Source organism: Halomonas sp. MCCC 1A13316, from assembly GCF_014931605.1.
GTDB lineage: Bacteria > Pseudomonadota > Gammaproteobacteria > Pseudomonadales > Halomonadaceae > Halomonas.
Genome location: NZ_CP053382.1, coordinates 361,107 through 379,840, shown reverse-complemented (window position 1 = coordinate 379,840; position 18,734 = coordinate 361,107). Strand labels below are relative to the sequence as shown.

The following is an 18,734-nucleotide window of genomic DNA, read 5'->3' as shown; positions in this document are numbered from 1 at the left end:
AAACGGTTGGAATCATGCTGAGCGATACGTCTCGCCGGGGCGTGCCCGGGCGTATCCGTCAATTTTCGTGCGCAATGCGCAGACCCCTTGGGGTTATATGGTCAAGCCTCACGGGCCATTAGTACCGGTTAGCTCAACGCCTCGCAGCGCTTCCACACCCGGCCTATCAACCAGCTGGTCTCGCTGGGCCCTTCAGGAGGCTCGAGGCCTCGGGGATGTCTCATCTTGAAGGGGGCTTCCCGCTTAGATGCTTTCAGCGGTTATCCCGTCCGCACGTAGCTACCCGGCAATGCCACTGGCGTGACAACCGGAACACCAGAGGTGCGTCCACTCCGGTCCTCTCGTACTAGGAGCAGCTCTTCTCAAACATCCAACGCCCACGGCAGATAGGGACCGAACTGTCTCACGACGTTCTAAACCCAGCTCGCGTACCACTTTAAATGGCGAACAGCCATACCCTTGGGACCGACTTCAGCCCCAGGATGTGATGAGCCGACATCGAGGTGCCAAACACCGCCGTCGATGTGAACTCTTGGGCGGTATCAGCCTGTTATCCCCGGAGTACCTTTTATCCGTTGAGCGATGGCCCTTCCATACAGAACCACCGGATCACTAGAACCTACTTTCGTACCTGCTCGACGTGTCTGTCTCGCAGTCAAGCACCCTTATGCTCTTGCACTCAATGCACGATTTCCGACCGTGCTGAGGGTACCTTCGTGCTCCTCCGTTACTCTTTGGGAGGAGACCGCCCCAGTCAAACTACCCACCACACACTGTCCTCGATCCGGATCACGGACCTGAGTTAGAACGCCAATGATGCCAGGCTGGTATTTCAAGGGTGGCTCCGCCCGAACTGGCGTCCGGGTTTCCTAGCCTCCCAGCTATCCTACACAAGCAACATCAGCGTCCAGTGTGAAGCTATAGTAAAGGTTCACGGGGTCTTTCCGTCTAGCCGCGGGTACACAGCATCTTCACTGCGATTTCAATTTCACTGAGTCTCGGGTGGAGACAGCGTGGCCATCATTACGCCATTCGTGCAGGTCGGAACTTACCCGACAAGGAATTTCGCTACCTTAGGACCGTTATAGTTACGGCCGCCGTTTACCGGGGCTTCGATCAAGAGCTTCGCCCGAGGGCTAACACCATCACTTAACCTTCCGGCACCGGGCAGGCGTCACACCCTATACGTCCGCTTGCGCGTTTGCAGAGTGCTGTGTTTTTAATAAACAGTTGCAGCCACCTGGTATCTTCGACCGGTTCGAGCTCCAGCAGCAAGTGCCTTCACCCTACGCCGGCGTGCCTTCTCCCGAAGTTACGGCACCATTTTGCCTAGTTCCTTCACCCGAGTTCTCTCAAGCGCCTTGGTATTCTCTACCTGACCACCTGTGTCGGTTTGGGGTACGGTCCCACTGTATCTGAAGCTTAGAGGCTTTTCCTGGAAGCGTGGCATCGATGACTTCCACCCCGTGGGGTGTTCGTCTCGCCTCTCGGCCTTGGGGATCCGGATTTGCCTGAACCCCCAGCCTACTGGCTTTCACCAGGACAACCAACGCCTGGCTCACCTAGCCTTCTTCGTCCCCCCATCGCAATACAGTGAGGTACGGGAATATTGACCCGTTTCCCATCGACTACGCCTTTCGGCCTCGCCTTAGGGGCCGACTCACTCTGCTCCGATTAGCGTCGAACAGAAACCCTTGGTCTTCCGGCGGGGGAGTTTTTCACTCCCCTTGTCGTTACTCATGTCAGCATTCGCACTCGTGATACCTCCAGCAGACTTCTCAATCCACCTTCATCGGCTTACACGACGCTCCTCTACCGCTTGCCATTCGGCAAGCCCGTAGCTTCGGTACCTGGTTTAGCCCCGTTACATCTTCCGCGCAGGCCGACTCGACTAGTGAGCTATTACGCTTTCTTTAAAGGATGGCTGCTTCTAAGCCAACCTCCTAGCTGTCTGAGCCTTCCCACATCGTTTCCCACTTAACCAGGATTTCGGGACCTTAGCTGACGGTCTGGGTTGTTTCCCTTTTCACGACGGACGTTAGCACCCGCCGTGTGTCTCCCACGCTCGCACTCACCGGTATTCGGAGTTTGCCTCGGGTTGGTAAGCCGGGATGGCCCCCTAGCCGAAACAGTGCTCTACCCCCGATGGTGATACGTGAGGCGCTACCTAAATAGCTTTCGAGGAGAACCAGCTATCTCCGGGCTTGATTAGCCTTTCACTCCGATCCACAAGTCATCCAAATCTTTTTCAACAGATCCTGGTTCGGTCCTCCAGTTGATGTTACTCAACCTTCAACCTGCTCATGGATAGATCGCCCGGTTTCGGGTCTATTTCCAGCGACTGGTCGCCCAGTTAAGACTCGCTTTCGCTACGCCTCCCCTATTCGGTTAAGCTCGCCACTGAAAATAAGTCGCTGACCCATTATACAAAAGGTACGCGGTCACCGAACAAGTCGGCTCCCACTGCTTGTACGCATACGGTTTCAGGATCTATTTCACTCCCCTCGCCGGGGTTCTTTTCGCCTTTCCCTCACGGTACTGGTTCACTATCGGTCAGCCAGGAGTATTTAGCCTTGGAGGATGGTCCCCCCATGTTCAGTCAAGGTTTCTCGTGCCCCGACCTACTCGTTTTCACGCCACTCGGATTTCGGCTACGGGACTATCACCCGCTATGGTCAGGCTTCCCAGCCTGTTCGCCTATCGATTGTGTCGCTTAAGGGCTAGTCCCCGTTCGCTCGCCGCTACTAGGGGAATCTCGGTTGATTTCTTTTCCTCGGGGTACTTAGATGTTTCAGTTCCCCCGGTTCGCCTCCCAACACCTATGGATTCAGTGTGGGATACCCTGCTTGTGCAGGGTGGGTTTCCCCATTCGGAAATGCCCGGGTCACAGGTTGTTTGCCACCTCACCGAGCCTTATCGCAGGCTACAACGTCCTTCATCGCCTCTGGCTGCCAAGGCATCCACCGTATGCGCTTAATCGCTTGACCATATAACCCGAAAGGGTCTGGTCCGCGATTACGTACGACAATTGCCGGATACGCTTGAGACGTATCTCGCATTTCTCCTTGCGGAGAAATTGTCAGCATGATTCACATTGTTAAAGAGCAGACTGTCAATCGACAGTCATAAACCCGACATCGCAAGGCGCGACGCTGGCTTATGACTGCAGATCCGATCAGGGTAGACTGTGGAGAAGTGTGGTGGAGCCAAGCGGGATCGAACCGCTGACCTCCTGCGTGCAAGGCAGGCGCTCTCCCAGCTGAGCTATGGCCCCGAAAGTAATTTGTGTGAGACAAGGCGAAAGACGACGACGTATAGCCTGCTATACGAGGAGTCTTTCAACGACGTATCACGCAAATTTGGTGGGTCTGGGCAGATTTGAAATAAACCCGGCGACCTCACCCTTCTCCTTACAGCACTTGCGGGGGTGCGCTCTCACCAACTGAGCGACAGACCCGGCCGAAGCTCGAGAATGGTGGGTCTGGGCAGATTTGAACTGCCGACCTCACCCTTATCAGGGGTGCGCTCTAACCAACTGAGCTACAGACCCATTGGTCGCGCTGGGTCCATACCCAAACAGTCTTTGCTCTGGTCGATCAGGTAATTCATTGTGAGCACTTGCCGCGAGGCGGCGATACGTCGTTTAAGGAGGTGATCCAGCCGCAGGTTCCCCTACGGCTACCTTGTTACGACTTCACCCCAGTCATGAACCACACCGTGGTGATCGCCCTCCCGAAGGTTAGGCTAACCACTTCTGGTGCAGTCCACTCCCATGGTGTGACGGGCGGTGTGTACAAGGCCCGGGAACGTATTCACCGTGACATTCTGATTCACGATTACTAGCGATTCCGACTTCACGGAGTCGAGTTGCAGACTCCGATCCGGACTGAGATCGGCTTTCTGGGATTAGCTTGCTCTCGCGAGCTTGCAACCCTTTGTACCAACCATTGTAGCACGTGTGTAGCCCTACCCGTAAGGGCCATGATGACTTGACGTCGTCCCCACCTTCCTCCGGTTTGTCACCGGCAGTCTCCCTAGAGTTCCCGACCGAATCGCTGGCAAATAGGGACAAGGGTTGCGCTCGTTACGGGACTTAACCCAACATTTCACAACACGAGCTGACGACAGCCATGCAGCACCTGTCTCTGCGCTCCCGAAGGCACCCCTTCGTCTCCGAAGGGTTCGCAGGATGTCAAGGGTAGGTAAGGTTCTTCGCGTTGCATCGAATTAAACCACATGCTCCACCGCTTGTGCGGGCCCCCGTCAATTCATTTGAGTTTTAACCTTGCGGCCGTACTCCCCAGGCGGTCGACTTATCGCGTTAACTGCGCCACAAAGTCCGCGAAGGACCCAACGGCTAGTCGACATCGTTTACGGCGTGGACTACCAGGGTATCTAATCCTGTTTGCTACCCACGCTTTCGCACCTCAGTGTCAGTGTCAGTCCAGAAGGCCGCCTTCGCCACTGGTATTCCTCCCGATCTCTACGCATTTCACCGCTACACCGGGAATTCTACCTTCCTCTCCTGCACTCTAGCCTGACAGTTCCGGATGCCGTTCCCAGGTTGAGCCCGGGGCTTTCACAACCGGCTTATCAAGCCACCTACGCGCGCTTTACGCCCAGTAATTCCGATTAACGCTCGCACCCTCCGTATTACCGCGGCTGCTGGCACGGAGTTAGCCGGTGCTTCTTCTGTGGGTGATGTCCTTCCTCCCGGGTATTGACCGGAAGGCTTTCTTCCCCACTGAAAGTGCTTTACAACCCGAAGGCCTTCTTCACACACGCGGCATGGCTGGATCAGGGTTGCCCCCATTGTCCAATATTCCCCACTGCTGCCTCCCGTAGGAGTTCGGGCCGTGTCTCAGTCCCGATGTGGCTGATCATCCTCTCAGACCAGCTACGGATCGTCGCCTTGGTGAGCCATTACCTCACCAACCAGCTAATCCGACATAGGCTCATCCGATAGCGCGAGGTCCGAAGAGCCCCCGCTTTCTCCCGTAGGACGTATGCGGTATTAGCCTGGGTTTCCCCAGGTTATCCCCCACTATCGGGCAGATTCCTATGCATTACTCACCCGTCCGCCGCTCGCCACCAGGGAGCAAGCTCCCCGTGCTGCCGCTCGACTTGCATGTGTTAGGCCTGCCGCCAGCGTTCAATCTGAGCCATGATCAAACTCTTCAGTTTCAAATCATTGCGGTTCTTACTCATCCCTTTCCGAAGAAACGGACAAAAGCGAACCAAACTTGGCTCAAGGTCAAAGCTTCTCAAAAAGACCCGAAGGTCTTCGACGAGTCGCTTGCCTCGATAGGGTGTGACTTCTCACCCACCTCGTCGACAAGCGCCCACATGAATTACCTGATCGATTGTTAAAGAGCGGCTCCCACTCGCTTCAATCACTGCCTGAAGCGCGGAGCGTCTCGCTTGCTGTCGTGGCAACTGACTCTGTCAGCGGCCTCGCCAGCGCCCTGCGAGGAAGGCGTATTCTACCGATTCGGCGGAGTCTGTCAACTCCCTTCGAGGCCGTCACCGTAGCGAACCTGGCGTCGAAGACCGGCGTCGCCGGTTTCCGTGAGAGCCCTCGGCGGGCCTCTCTCGAGTGGGGCGCATTCTACCGAATCCACCGTGAGCGTCAAGCAGTAATTTTGCGAAGCGAGCCGAAAAATCCAAAGCGCGACAGCCACTTACCACTCTTCCCACCGCTGACAACGTTGCCCGTTGCCGGCAGCGGATGCGTACTTTACGGCTTTCACCGCGACCCTGCAAGGGCTGCCTGTAAAAAAGTTTCAGAATGACGGCAGGGGCATGAAGAAGCAATAACGGGCAAGCTATCCACAGGCGGTGCGGAACGACCGCCTGTGGTCGAATCCCTGTTCTCACGCGGCACTCCGTCCGCGACTGGCACGATCCAGCAGCGACAGGATCGAGCGATACGGGATGCCGCCATGCAGCGAGAGGCCGATCTCGCAGGTGCGCGAGTTGGAATAGCCGGCCTCGCACTCATCCACCTGCCCGGCCAGCCCCTTGAGCGCCGAGGCGTTGAGTTCCGGTGTGACCAGCCCCTTGTCGCCGGCGAAACCGCAGCAGGTGATCTCAGCCGGTACCACCACCTCGCGGGCACAGGCCTGTGCCAGGGCCACCATACGCTCACCCAGCCCCATATGGGTACTCGAGCAGGTCATATGGACTGCCACGCGCTCATCGAGCGGCGTGAGGTCGAGGCGAGACAATAGATGGTCGTGGGCGAAGGCCACTGGCTCCTGCACAGTGAGGCGCTCATCCAGCCGCCCCTGCATATGCAGCACGCAGGGGCTGGTGTCGCTGAGGATCGGGTAGCGTCCGTTCTGGCTTGCCACCAGCAGTTCGCGATTGAGCTCGCGGGCCTTGTGTGTCGCCTCGTCGAACTGGCCCTTGGACTGGAAGGCCATGCCACAGCAGAGATGTCCCGACATTTCGGGCACGATCACCTCGAAGCCGGCCTTGTCGAGCAGCGAGAGCGTGATCTCCATAATCGAGCGACTTTCGCTGTCGCCATGTCCTGCGCCGAATACTCGGGTGGCACAGGAAGGAAAGTAGACCACTTTTTCTCGCGTGCTGTCGGAAACGCGACCCCGTCCGAGCACGCGTACCGGAGCCGCCTTTGGCAGGGTAGGCATCCATTGCGGCACGCGCCCGCCACTCGCCTGGGTAATGGCTCCGCTGACTTTGGAGAGCCCACGCTCGCCGAGTATGGCCCGCCCGGTACTCGCCAGGTTGAGCATGCCCCGAGCCAGGCGCGTAGTACCGGAGAAATGCCGCCCTACCCTCCGGGCCATATCAGCATGCTGGGCCAGTCGCTCATGACGTAGCTCGCGTATCAGCTCGCCGGTATTGATACCCACAGGGCACTGGGTGGCACAGAGCCCATCGACGGCACAAGTCTCGTCGCCAGCGTAGCGATAGTCCTTGCGCAGTTGCTCCAGCCGTCCGGCCTCTTGCGTATCGAGGCCGTCGCCCAGCGCCTCTAGCCGGGCCATCTCCCGCGCAATGACGATACGCTGACGCGGCGTCAGGGTGAGGTCCCGAGAGGGGCAGACATGCTCGCAGAAACCACACTCGATGCACTTGTCGACGATAGGATCGGCGGCCGGTAGCGGCTTGAGGTTTTCCAGGTGTAGCGTCGGGTTGCGGCTGAGAATGACATCGGGGTTCAGCAGGTTCTCGGGATCGAACAGCACCTTGATCTGCCACATCAGGGCATAGGCCTCGGGGCCCCACTCGAGTTCCACGTAAGGCGCCATGTTGCGCCCGGTGCCGTGCTCGGCCTTGAGCGAACCGCCATATTCGACGCCGACCAGTTGCGCGACCTCGTCCATCAATGCCTGGTAGCGCTCAACCTCGCCGGGCTTCTCGAAGCCTTGAGGAAAGACGAAGTGAAGATTGCCCTCCAGCGCATGGCCGAACAGGATCGCCTCCGGATAGCCGTGGCGGTGGAAGACCTCGGTCAACGCCAGCACACCCTCGTCAAGACGCTCGATGGGAAACGCCACGTCCTCGATGATGACCGTAGTGCCAGTGTCGCGCACCGCGCCGACGGCGGGAAAAAGGCCCTTACGAATTTTCCAGTAGAGCTCGTAGGTGCCCTTGTCATGGGTAAAGGTAACCGGCTCCAGGGTGTGTATACCCTCGAAGATGGTCTGTACCGCCTGGAGCCGCTCTTCGAGCTGCGACTCGTCGTTACCACGCACGTCAATGAGAAGCGCCGCCGCCCCGCCGGGCAGAGTCTTGAGCACTTCGGGCATGCCCGGCTTGCTCTCGACCGAGCGCAATGCGGCGCGGTCCATCAGCTCCACCGCCGAGACCGGCGCCTGCTTCAATGCGATGGTGGCACGGCAGGTGGCGGCCATATCGGGCAGGAAGACCAGTGCGGCGGCTTTGTGCAGCTCGTCGACTACCGTTTCGTAGGTAATGGTGCTGATGAAACCGAGCGTGCCCTCGGAGCCGATCATGAGGTGCTTGAGAATCTCGATGCCATCATCGAAATCGATAAGACTGTTGAGCGCATAGCCGGTAGTGTTCTTGAGCCGATACTTGTGGCGAATCTTTTCGGCAAGCGGCTCGTTGGAGCGGGTCTCGGCAGCGAGCCGCTCCAAACCTTCGACGAGTTCGGCATAGCGATGGCGAAAGACCTCGCGGCTCGCCGGATCGGCGGTGTCCAGGCGGGTGCCGTCGGCCAGGATCACGCGAATGTCGCGCACTGTACGATAGCTGTTCTGCGCCGTGCCGCAGCACATGCCCGACGCGTTGTTGGCGGCAATGCCGCCGATCATGCAGCTGTTGATCGAAGCCGGGTCGGGGCCGATCTTGCGCCTGAAAGGCGCCAGCAGTTGGTTGGCTCGGGCACCGATCACACCGGGCTGCAGGCGGATGGCGCGACCACCGTCGAGGATTTCGTGCCCGCGCCAGCCTTCACGCAGTTGGATCAACACCGAGTCGGTCACGGCTTGCCCAGAAAGCGAAGTACCGGCGGCGCGAAAGGTGACCGGCAGCTTGCGCGCACGACAGCCGGCCAGCACCGCCATCAGCTCGTCTTCATTCACCGGACGAACCACCAGTCTGGGAATCAGCCGGTAGAAGCTGGCGTCGGTACCGTAGGCCAGGGTGCGCAGCGGGTCGTCGATAAGTCGCTCGGCATTCATGATTTCGAGCAGCTCACGCTTGAGCTCGTGCCAGGCGTCGGCAGGTGTCGCCATCGTTGCAGCCGTCATGGGCCCTGCTCGCTGTGACGCAGCAGAACGACCAGCTCGCGAGGGCCATGCACGCCGTAGGCCAGGGTCTGCTCGATATCGGCGGTCTTGCTCGGCCCCGAAATCAGCAGGGCGTTGGTGGGCATGCCCGCGGCCCAGGCGTGGCTTTCCACCACGTCAAAAAAAGTGTCCTCGACGCTGTCGGCATCGAGCACGGCGATATGGATCGGCGGCACCAGACTCAGCAGTCGCGGCTCGTCGAGCGTCGGCCACAGCCACAGGCTGCCGGTCTCAGCGATGGCGCCGCGGGTGGAGGTCAGCCCCGCCTCGGCGTCGTGGAACTGCTCGCGCTGCCAGGTCTCGATGTCGCGATCGGCGTCGATCAAGGTGACGCCCAGCTCGGCCAGAGCCGCACGCGCCTCGGCGGCAACGGGGTGCTCGCGCCCCAGCGCCAGTCGGCGAATGCCTTTGACCTCGAGCACCTCGGCCAAGGCGGAAGCCCAGGAGGCGCGGGAGGTGTGGATCACCTCGCCATGCACGGAGGTGATCCAGCGCTCGAAGCGGGCCAGCCGCTCTTCGTGCCCCCAGCCGCGCCCCGTGACTACGGCAAAGTCGCTCTCAGGTGCCGTCAGCGGGCCGTCGGCGCGTTCGCGCAGGCGCTTGAGAATATTGTTGCGGGCGCTCATGAACGCTCCTTCCCCTTGGCCTTTTCCGCCTGGTGCCGTTTGACCAGTTCATGCAGCGTCTTCTTGGCTGGCTTGGGCGCAGTGCGGTACTCGGTCCATGGCCCCAGCTTCGACGGAGCCAACGCCTGCAACTTGCCGGCAAGCGACGCACCACTGCGCCAGACGGAGGGGTGTGTGGCCAGCCACTGAAACCCCTTCCAGGCAGCCGCCTCCTTCCTGGTACGCTTGACCCCGGCGCCAGGCACGTTGCCGCGACCCTCGCCCACCGACTCACGTCGCAGGCGCACCAGCAGGTCGGGAATCGGAATCTTCACCGGACACACTTCACCGCAGGCACCACACAGGCTCGACGCTGTGGGAAGATCCTTGGTCTCTTCCAGCCCCATCATGTGCGGCATCAGAATGCTGCCGATGGGTCCAGGGTAGGTGGTCCCGTAGGTGTGGCCGCCCACGCGGGTATAGACCGGGCAGTGATTCATGCAGGCGCCGCAGCGGATGCAGCGCAGGGTGTCGAGCAGCTCGTTGTCCTGATAAATGTTCGAACGTCCACTGTCGACCAGCACCAGATGAACCTCTTTCGGCCCATCGTGCTCACCCGGCTTGCGCGGTGAGCTGATCATGTTGAAGTAGGTGGTGACGTGCTGGCCAGTGGCCGAGCGAGTGAGCAGCGCATAGAGCGGCGGCACGTCGCGCAGATGCTCGACCACCTTCTCGATGCCGGTCACGGCGATGTGAACCGGCGGCACGGTGGTGGTCATCCTCCCGTTGCCTTCATTCTCCACCAGGCACAGGGTACCGGTCTCTGCGACGGCGAAATTGACCCCAGAGATGCCTACGTCGGCGGCCATGAAGCGCTCGCGCAGCTGGGCGCGGGCCGCCGCGGTCATATAGTCGACGTCCCGGGTGCGCTCTATACCCGTTTTGTCGTGCATGATTTCGGAGATCTCATCGGTATTGAGATGGATCGCCGGCATGATGATGTGAGAAGGCGTCTGCTCGTTGAGCTGCACCAAGTACTCGCCGAGGTCGGACTCCAGCGCCTCGATGCCCGCCTCTTCCAGATGGGCGTTGAGATGCATCTCCTCGGAAACCATCGACTTGCCCTTGATCACGGCCTTGGCATCGTGGCGCTGGCAGATCTCGCGGATGATGCGGCACGCCTCGTCGCCATTCTCGGCCCAGTGCACCTGGATGCCGTTGGCCTGGCAGTTGGCCTCGAGCCGTTCGAGCAGGTCGGGCAGCTTGGCCAGCGCCCGCAGGCGAATGCTGGCACCCAGCTCGCGCAGGGTTTCGAGATCCCAGTCGCTGAATACATCACGCCGCTTACCCATCAGGCCATCCATCGCCCGACGGAAATTGGCGCGAATCTGAGGGTTGCCGAGGGCATCGTGGGCTTGGCGATGAAACTCGCGCGGAGTGTAGATCTTTACCGATTCGTGTGCTGAGCTCATGAGGTTCTCCGCCACAGGTAGCTGGCGATATGCTCGCCCTCGATCGCCTTGTCCTGATGCTCGAAGCGGCCGGCGATGTTCATCAGGCAACCGCAGTCCGAGGTGACGAAGCGTGTTGCTCCGGTGGCCTCGATCGCCTGGGACTTGTCCTCTACCATGGCCGCGGAAACCTCGGGATGGCGCACCGCAAAGGTACCACCGAAGCCGCAGCACTCGGCGGCCCTGGCCTGCTCCACCAGCTCGACCTGGCCCATCCTGGACAGCAGGGCCGGGCCTGTTTCGGCCAGCCCCATCTCACGTCTGGCACTGCAGGAAGTATGCATGGCGATTTTTTCGGGCTGCCCGTGGTCCTCGAGCCTGAGCTGGCACACGTGCAGCAGGAATTCAGTCAGCTCGAATATCCGCCCGGCAACTTCTTTCGCCTGCGCCTCATGCTCGGTGCCGGCGAAGAGCTGGGGGTAATGGGTACGCATCATGCCGCCGCACGAACCCGAAGGAATGACGATCGGCCAGGACTCGGGAAAAAGGTCTAGCTGGGCCACCGCCACGGCCCGCGCCTCATCGTGATAGCCGGAAGTGTAGGCTGGTTGGCCGCAGCAGGTCTGCCCCTGGGGGAAAACCACCTCGATGCCTTCCCGCTCGAGCAAGCGAATGCCATCCAGACCGGCGCCTGGGTAGAACAGGTCGATCAGGCAGGTGCCGAAGAAGTAGACCTTCTCCGGCTTGGGCGGATACAGCTTGACTGGCGTCATGAGGCTCCCTCACTGTCGGCCCGGCGGCCGTAGCGGTCTGCTGATGGTAGCTTTCTGATTTATGAAAATTGGTAAAACCAATTTACCCGTAAAGATCGTTGAACCTTAGAACTCACCATTAGCAGTGTCAACGCCAAGCCCTGTTTTATGTCTCGTATTCGCATAGACTTTCGTCTATCGGCCATTCGGCCTATATATTGCCTTCACGCAAAATAGGCCTGAGTAAGTGTCTAGCCATTTGCAAGGAGATGCGTTTCAGGCCACTATTGGTAAGACCAATTAGGCGAACACTGACTCTCCAAGGAGTCTTGCATGACTTATCAGAACGTACGCCAGCCGCGACTGGCCGACGTCATCACCGAGCGCCTCGAGGCGATGATACTCGAGGGTAGTCTCAAGCCAGGCCAGCGACTGCCTCCGGAGCGCGAACTGGCCGAGCGCTTTGGAGTTTCGCGCCCTTCGCTACGCGAAGCTATTCAAAAGCTGGCGACCCGAGGCCTGCTGACCAGCCGTCAGGGCGGCGGCACCTTCGTCACGCGCGAGCTCAATAGCGGCTACAGCGATCCGTTGCTCGACATGCTGGCCAGGCACCAGGAGTTCCATCTGGATCTGCTCGAGTTCCGCGACGCCATGGAGGGCATTTCGGCCTATTATGCCGCCCTGCGCTCCACCCCGGCCGATCGCGCCATGCTGATCAAGCGCTTCGAGGAGCTGGAAGCCTGCTTCGCCGGCCGCGACCCGGAGCTTGAAGCCAAGGCAGATGCTGCCTTCCACCTGGCCATTGCCGAAGCGGCGCACAACGTACTGCTGCTGCACACCATTCGCGGTATTTTTCACTTACTGGAAAAGAGTATCGTCGATAACCTTGCCCACCTGTTCGAGAAACCCCAGTCGCGCCCAATGCTGATGAAGCAGCACCGCGCCCTGCTCGATGCCATTCTCGAAGGCCGGGCTGAGGATGCCCGCGCGCGCTCCCATGAGCATCTGGTCTTCGTCGAGGAAGAACTGCTCGAAATGGAGCGTGCCGAGACCCGTGCTCAGCGGGCACTAAGACGCGCCCAGGCGCTGCCGGAAATCCAGCTGTAGGGAACGCCTCGTGAAAGGCCCTCATCGCCCGCCCCGCCTGCCGCTCCCCCTGCGCTGGCTGTTACTGCTACTGCTGCCGCTCGGCCTGATTCTGGTCATGTGGCAAGCCTCCCAAGTAGCGCGCGAACAGGCGTTGCAATCCCTGATGCGGGAGGCCGAGAACGAGCTGCGTCTCTCCGCCGCCGGCCTCGAAGGCCATCTTACGCGCCATGACTACCTGCCGCAGTTACTGGCTTCGCGGGAGATGGTTCAGCGCTTCCTGCTCAACCAGGGGCAGCAGGACGCCATGCCACTCAACCTGTTGCTCGACCAGTTCCGTGCTACCGCCGATGTCTCGGACGTCTACCTGCTGGATGCAAACGCGAATACCGTGGCCGCCAGCAACTGGCATCGGCCCGATACCTTCATTGGCCAGAACTACGCCTTCCGCAGCTACTACCAGGATGCCATCCAGGGCAAGCGCGGCCGCTTCTACGGGCTGGGCGTGCAGTCGTTGGAACGTGGCTACTATTTCTCGGCTCCGGTGTGGCTCGATGATACCGCCCCCGACGCCCGTCCCAGCGGGGTGATGGTGATCAAGGTGCTGCTCGATGCGATAGAAGAGAGCTGGGCCGAGCAGGACGCCGAGCTGATGGTGACCGACGAAGACGACATTATCTTCATGGCCAGCCATCCCGCGCTGCGCATGGCCGCACTGCATCCACTCTCCGAGCAGGAGCGGCAGGCGCTGCTGGCCACTCGCCGCTACGCTGACGAGCCACTGTCTCCATCCGGCATCGAAGTCTTCGCCCAGCGCAGCGATGGCAGCCAACTGGTGCGTTTCGATCAGGGGCCGCTGACCGGCAGCCGCTATCTCGGCCTGGCCCGCCCCATGGAGGCGTTCGGTTGGAATATGCACATCCTCAAGCCGCTCGGCACCGTTTATCGGGCACAGTGGCTGGCCGCCGCGCTGGCCGGTGGACTCTACGGCGTGGTGGTACTGGCCGGCGGCATCGGCTGGCAACGCCTGCGGCTGCGTCGTGAACGGGAGCTGTTCGCCGAGCGCGAGCGCCACACCCTGGCCCGTGCGCGGGACGAACTGGAGCGCAATGTCGAGCACCGCACCCGCGACTTGCTGGAGACCAACCGCCTGCTCTCCGATGAGATCGAAGAGCGACGCCGGGCGGAGGAGAATCTTCGCCAGACCCGCGACGAGCTGATACAGGCCGCCAAGCTTGCCGTACTCGGCCAACTGGCCGCCGGTATCAATCATGAACTCAACCAGCCGCTGGCCGCCATTCGCGCCTACGCCGAAAATGCCCGCGCCTTCCTCGAGCGTCAGCGACTGGAAGCCGCCGATGCCAACCTGGCCCAGGTCGTCGAGCTGACCGAACGCATGGCCGAGATCAGCGCACAATTGCGCCAGTTCTCACGCAAGAGCGATAGCTCGCTGACGGCGGTATCGGTGCAGGCATGTTTCGATTATGCGCTGCGGCTCTACCAGAGCCGCCTGCGCGACGTCGAGGTGATTCGCTGTTGGGAGGATGAAGTCTGGGTGCATGCCGACCTGGTGCGCCTCGAGCAGGTGCTGGTCAACCTGATTGGCAACGCGCTTCAGGCCATGACGGAATCGCCCGTGCCCAAGCTCATCCTCAGCGTCGAGGTCGAGCAGGCCCAGGTGCGGATCAGCGTCACCGATACCGGCCCCGGCATCCCGGAGCCGCACCTGTCGCGCATCTTCGAGCCCTTCTTCACCACCAAATCCCCCGGCAGCGGACTGGGGCTGGGATTGTCGATCTCAGCGCGCATCATCAAGGATCTGGGAGGTAGCATCGAGGCCACCAACCCTCCTGGCGCCGGCGCCTGTTTCACCATTACCCTGCCCCGCGAGGAACGTCCCGACGCTTCCCAGTCATCGCCAACCCAGGAGCAACGCTCACATGCATGACCCGGCGACCATTCCGGTACTCATCATCGACGACGAACCCCACCTGCGCATCACCGCTGGCCAGACCCTGGAACTGGCCGGCTACCAACCGGAACCCCACGCCAGCGCCGAGAGTGCCCTGGAGGCGCTCGCCCCCGACTTTCCCGGCGTGATCGTCAGCGACATCCGCATGCCCGGCATGGACGGCATGGCTCTGCTGCGCGAAGTCCGCCTGCGCGACCCCGACCTGCCGGTCATTCTGATCACCGGTCATGGCGACATCTCCACCGCCGTGGAAGCCATGCGCGAGGGCGCCTGGGACTTTCTGGAGAAACCCTTTGCCGGGGAGCGGCTGGTCGAGATGGTTCGCCGCGGCGTTGACAAGCGACGCCTCAGCCTCGAGAACCGCCAGCTGAAAGCCGAACTGGAAGCACAGCAGGCTGCTCCCGGCCCACGCCTGGTGGGGCGTACCCCTGCCATCCAGCGCCTCGCGTCCATGGTGCAGCGCATCGCTCAGGTGGAAACCGATGTGCTGCTGTTTGGCGAGACCGGTACCGGCAAGGATCTGGTGGCGCGTGCCATTCATGAGCGCAGCCCCCGCGGCGGACACCCCTTCGTTGCCATCAACTGCGGTGCGGTACCGGAGAGCATCATCGAGTCGGAGCTGTTCGGCCATGAAAAAGGCGCCTTCACGGGGGCCGTGGAACGACGCATCGGCAAGTTCGAGCACGCCAACGGCGGCAGCGTGTTTCTCGACGAGATCGAGTCCATGCCGCTGGCGCTGCAGGTCAAGCTACTGCGGGTGCTTCAGGAGCGCTGCGTCGAGCGTCTCGGCGCCAACGAGGCCGTGCCGTTGGACATTCGCGTCATTGCCGCGACCAAGGTCGATCTCAAGCTGGCCGCAGAAGCCGGCGAATTCCGCGAGGACCTTTATTACCGGCTCAACGTCGTCACCCTGCCGATCCCGCCGCTGCGCGAACGGCGGGAGGACATCCCTCTGTTGTTTCAGCACTTCGCCGTGGTCGCCGCCAACCGCAGCGGGCTGGAAGCCCCGCCGCTGGACACCGGCGGCATTTCCTCCCTCATGGCCCACGACTGGCCCGGCAACGTACGCGAACTGCGCAATCTGGCCGAACGTTACGTACTGCTGGGCTCAGCCTTCGACTATCGTCTTGATGGTTTGCTGGAGGGCGTCGAGGCGGACAACCCAGAGCTGGCCCTGCCGCAGCAGGTGGAACTGTTCGAGAAGAGCCTGATCAGCCAGTCGCTGGCCAGCCATCGTGGTCGCATTACGGAGGTTTGTGAACATCTTGGCCTGCCGCGCAAGACGCTCTACGACAAGCTGCGCAAGTACAGCCTCAGGGCTGAGGACTACCGCCAGAAAGTCGAACCCTGAAGCAACAGTTCATGGAGGGAGGCGAGAGGCGGCAGCCAGAGCATCAGGCTCGCCGCGACCAGCAGCATGAACAGAGAATTGCCTGGCGCACTGTAGTCGAACGGCTTGATTGCCGTGCCGAAGGAACGCTTGAGCCGCGCGCCGGTTAGATCCACGCTGTAGAGCTCGTCGAGCAGCAGGTGGATGCAGTAGCCCAGCAGCAGTGCCAGCCCTTGAGACCAGGCCAACCTGGCCGGCTGACCGAGCCACTGGTAGCCGGCCACGCTGGTCACCAATCCGCACAGCACGGCAGCCAGCAGCGAGTGCCAGATGCCGCGATGCACGGAAAAGCGCTTGAAAATCGGACTGAGTACGAGGCGCACCCCGACATAGAGCCCGCCGCACGCCATCAACAACGCCCCCGGCTCGAGCTGAGCATGCAGCAGGAGAACCCCTACCATTACCGCCAGTACGGCCATGGTATTGAATATCAGCCGCACGGCGTGGGAATGATCGGCATCGATATCGGGCAGGATGCCCCCGAAGGCGGTCAATATCCCCAGCGGTAACGCCTCGCTCGGCGTCCAGAGCCCACCCTGCCAGCCGGCAAAGGCGAGCAGGGTGCCGCCGCCCACGGCGGCACTCAGATGGGTGCGAAAATCGGCCATGCCGGGCAAACCTCTAGCTGAATAAATATACAGATTATCGCTTGCCCAGCTCAGAAAAACAAAGACTTGGAAGACACTTGTTGTTAGAACACGCAACGCAGCGTTACTTCTCTGTCGACTCTCCATATTCCGCCAGATACTGATTCTTCAGCTTCACGTAATTGCCAGCGGTATAGGGGAAAAAAGCGCGCTCCTTGTCCTTCAGCGGACGCAGCGCCTTGGCCGGATTGCCGACATAGACGAAACCGCTCTCGAGACGCTTGCCTGGAGTCACCACGGCACCGGCGGCGATGATCACCTCATCCTCGACCACCGCGCCGTCCATGACGATGGCGCCCATGCCGACCAGGATACGACTGCCCAGAGTGCAGCCGTGCAGGATCGCCTTATGGCCAATGGTGACATCGTCGCCAATGGTCAATGGAAAGCCGTCGGGGTTGAAATCGCTGGCGTGTGTGATGTGAAGCACGCTGCCATCCTGCACGCTGGTGCGAGCACCGATGCGGATACGATGCATGTCACCACGAATCACCGCCATGGGCCAGACCGAACAGTCGTCGCCCAACGTCACGTCGCCCAGCACCATGCAGGCCGGGTCCACGTAGACTCTCGCCCCCAGAGTGGGCCGTGAACCCTGCCAGCGGCGAATGGGATCGTTTGAGTTCATGCTATCTCCATGCCGGCGCCCTGACCGGTCGAATCATGTGATTTACAACAACCCGGCCACCAGCACGGCGGCCACCAGGGGAATCGAGATCCAGCGTACCACCCCTTGCCACACGCGAAAGCCCGACTCTCCGGTGCCCAGGGCGGCCTGGGCCTCCTGTCGCGACATGATCCAGGCGGCGAAGACGGCGATCAAAAGCCCGCCCACCGGCAGGAAGATCTCGGTGGGAATGGTCGTGACCAGATCGAAGAAGTTCATACCGAACAGAGGGCGCCACTCGGCCAGGGCGGAGAAAGACAACACCGACAACAGCCCCACCAGCCACACCGAGACACCGACCACTGCCGCGGCCTTGCCGCGACTCAGCCCCATTCCCTGCAGGGTGGCCACCATGGGTTCGGCCAGGTTGATCGAAGAGGTCCAGGTCGCCAGCAGCAGCAACAGGAAGAACACGCTGAGCCACAGCGCCCCCCAGGGCAGCTCGGCAAAGGCGATGGGCAGAGTGACGAACATCAGCCCCGGCCCCTCGCCGGGATCCATGCCTTGGGTGAACACGACCGAGAAGATGGCGATGCCAGCCAACAATGCCACGCCGACATCGAGCACGGCTACCGCTCCGGCCGCACGCGGCAGGCTTTGATGCTCCGGCATATAGGCGCCGTAAGCCATCAGCGCACAGGCCCCTAGCGCCAGGGTGAAGAAGGCATGCCCCATGGCGTGCATGATCACCAACGGGGTGATGGCCGAAAAATCCGGCTTGAACAGCCAGGCCAGCGCCGCGCCGAACCCATCGGTTGTGGCAGCGTAGCCGGCAAGCAACACCAGCAGCAGGTAGAGCAACGGCATCAGCAGGTTGTTGAGCCGCTCCAGCCCCTTGGCTACGCCCCCCGCGACCACGGTCATGGTCATGAAGAGGAACAACGTATGGTTGAAGGCCATTCGGCGCGAATCGCCCAGGAATGCCTCGAACCCGGCGGCTATCTCGTCGGCGCCGCGGCCGGCGAAGCCGCCATTGACCGCCGTAATGAGAAACTCGATGGACCAGCCCGAAACGACGGAGTAGAACGACAGGATGCAGAACACGGTGAAGGCGCCGAACAGTCCCAGCAGGCGCCAGTGACGGCTGGCCCCGGCCAGGCCGGCCAGATACCCCAACGACTGCATGGGCGCGCGCCGTCCGGCGCGGCCGATCAGGATCTCGGCCATCATGACCGGCAGTCCCAGCAGAAGCACGAAAGCCACATAGAGCACCAGGAAGGCGGCTCCGCCATTCTCTCCGGTGATGTACGGAAAGCGCCAGATGTTGCCAAGCCCCACCGCAGCGCCCGTCACTGCCAGGATGAAGGCCCGCCGCGTACTCCAGCGTTCCAGGGTTGCGTTCATGCCGTCACCTCGACTTTCGTGGAGGCGCAAGCCTATC

The 18,734-nt window shown here is 61.2% G+C and carries 10 protein-coding genes, 3 tRNA genes and 2 rRNA genes; 3 read left to right on the top strand and 12 right to left on the bottom strand.

The window, feature by feature from the left end:
• Positions 1-97: 97 nt before the first annotated feature.
• The 9 genes from HNO52_RS01810 to HNO52_RS01770 form a co-directional block, all read right to left on the bottom strand.
• Positions 98-2,987, bottom strand: a 23S ribosomal RNA gene (locus HNO52_RS01810).
• Between the two features lie 211 nt (positions 2,988-3,198).
• Positions 3,199-3,274 (bottom strand) — tRNA-Ala (locus HNO52_RS01805).
• 86 nt (positions 3,275-3,360) lie between these two features.
• Positions 3,361-3,457: transfer RNA gene (locus tag HNO52_RS01800), tRNA-OTHER, on the bottom strand.
• A gap of 16 nt (positions 3,458-3,473) precedes the next feature.
• Positions 3,474-3,550, bottom strand: a tRNA-Ile gene (locus HNO52_RS01795).
• A 94-nt stretch (positions 3,551-3,644) separates the two neighbouring features.
• Positions 3,645-5,184 (bottom strand): 16S ribosomal RNA (locus HNO52_RS01790).
• The 16S and 23S rRNA genes sit together here with 3 tRNA genes alongside, the layout of an rRNA operon.
• A 689-nt stretch (positions 5,185-5,873) precedes the next feature.
• Positions 5,874-8,744, bottom strand: a complete 2,871-nt coding sequence (locus tag HNO52_RS01785; protein WP_197567383.1) for an FAD-binding and (Fe-S)-binding domain-containing protein — start codon at positions 8,742-8,744, stop codon at positions 5,874-5,876.
• Entirely contained in the window at positions 8,741-9,409 is a 669-nt protein-coding gene (locus tag HNO52_RS01780) for a LutC/YkgG family protein (RefSeq protein WP_197567382.1), read from the bottom strand. The genes HNO52_RS01785 and HNO52_RS01780 overlap by 4 nt, the downstream gene beginning before the upstream one ends.
• Positions 9,406-10,860 carry a LutB/LldF family L-lactate oxidation iron-sulfur protein gene (locus tag HNO52_RS01775; protein WP_197567381.1) on the bottom strand — a complete coding sequence of 485 codons (1,455 nt, stop codon included), beginning with the start codon at positions 10,858-10,860 and terminating at the stop codon, positions 9,406-9,408. Before HNO52_RS01775 ends, HNO52_RS01780 begins: the two co-directional genes overlap by 4 nt.
• A complete protein-coding gene (locus tag HNO52_RS01770) occupies positions 10,857-11,612 on the bottom strand; it encodes a (Fe-S)-binding protein (protein WP_197567380.1) in 756 nt (251 codons plus the stop codon). The genes HNO52_RS01775 and HNO52_RS01770 overlap by 4 nt, the downstream gene beginning before the upstream one ends.
• A gap of 312 nt (positions 11,613-11,924) precedes the next feature.
• Here HNO52_RS01770 and HNO52_RS01765 point away from each other — a divergent pair, with 312 nt between their 5' ends.
• Genes HNO52_RS01765 through HNO52_RS01755 form a run of 3 tightly spaced genes read left to right on the top strand, consistent with a single transcriptional unit; the run spans position 11,925 to position 16,000 of the window.
• The gene (locus HNO52_RS01765; protein WP_197449397.1) at positions 11,925-12,698 is read left to right on the top strand and encodes a GntR family transcriptional regulator; all 774 of its coding nucleotides are present in this window, start codon (positions 11,925-11,927) and stop codon (positions 12,696-12,698) included.
• Positions 12,699-12,708: 10 nt separating this feature from the next.
• Entirely contained in the window at positions 12,709-14,625 is a 1,917-nt protein-coding gene (locus HNO52_RS01760; protein ID WP_197567379.1) for a sensor histidine kinase, read from the top strand.
• A complete protein-coding gene (locus HNO52_RS01755; protein WP_197567378.1) occupies positions 14,618-16,000 on the top strand; it encodes a sigma-54-dependent transcriptional regulator in 1,383 nt (460 codons plus the stop codon). The genes HNO52_RS01760 and HNO52_RS01755 overlap by 8 nt, the downstream gene beginning before the upstream one ends.
• Here HNO52_RS01755 and HNO52_RS01750 read toward each other — a convergent pair.
• From HNO52_RS01750 to HNO52_RS01740, 3 genes are all read right to left on the bottom strand, one after another.
• Positions 15,976-16,647, bottom strand: a complete 672-nt coding sequence (locus tag HNO52_RS01750) for a metal-dependent hydrolase (RefSeq protein WP_197567377.1) — start codon at positions 16,645-16,647, stop codon at positions 15,976-15,978. The two genes, HNO52_RS01755 and HNO52_RS01750, sit on opposite strands and share 25 nt — an antisense overlap.
• A 103-nt stretch (positions 16,648-16,750) precedes the next feature.
• Entirely contained in the window at positions 16,751-17,314 is a 564-nt protein-coding gene (locus HNO52_RS01745; RefSeq protein ID WP_197567376.1) for a gamma carbonic anhydrase family protein, read from the bottom strand.
• A gap of 42 nt (positions 17,315-17,356) precedes the next feature.
• Entirely contained in the window at positions 17,357-18,697 is a 1,341-nt protein-coding gene (locus HNO52_RS01740) for a sodium-dependent transporter (protein WP_197567375.1), read from the bottom strand.
• Between the last annotated feature and the right edge of the window lie 37 nt (positions 18,698-18,734).

Coding starts and splice junctions, on each gene's coding strand:
- HNO52_RS01740 (WP_197567375.1), bottom strand. CDS start 18,697: ATGAACGCAACCCTGGAACGCTGGAGTACGCGGCGGGCCTTCATCCTG.
- HNO52_RS01770 (WP_197567380.1), bottom strand. CDS start 11,612: ATGACGCCAGTCAAGCTGTATCCGCCCAAGCCGGAGAAGGTCTACTTC.
- HNO52_RS01750 (WP_197567377.1), bottom strand. CDS start 16,647: ATGGCCGATTTTCGCACCCATCTGAGTGCCGCCGTGGGCGGCGGCACC.
- HNO52_RS01775 (WP_197567381.1), bottom strand. CDS start 10,860: ATGAGCTCAGCACACGAATCGGTAAAGATCTACACTCCGCGCGAGTTT.
- HNO52_RS01755 (WP_197567378.1), top strand. CDS start 14,618: ATGCATGACCCGGCGACCATTCCGGTACTCATCATCGACGACGAACCC.
- HNO52_RS01745 (WP_197567376.1), bottom strand. CDS start 17,314: ATGAACTCAAACGATCCCATTCGCCGCTGGCAGGGTTCACGGCCCACT.
- HNO52_RS01765 (WP_197449397.1), top strand. CDS start 11,925: ATGACTTATCAGAACGTACGCCAGCCGCGACTGGCCGACGTCATCACC.
- HNO52_RS01780 (WP_197567382.1), bottom strand. CDS start 9,409: ATGAGCGCCCGCAACAATATTCTCAAGCGCCTGCGCGAACGCGCCGAC.
- HNO52_RS01785 (WP_197567383.1), bottom strand. CDS start 8,744: ATGACGGCTGCAACGATGGCGACACCTGCCGACGCCTGGCACGAGCTC.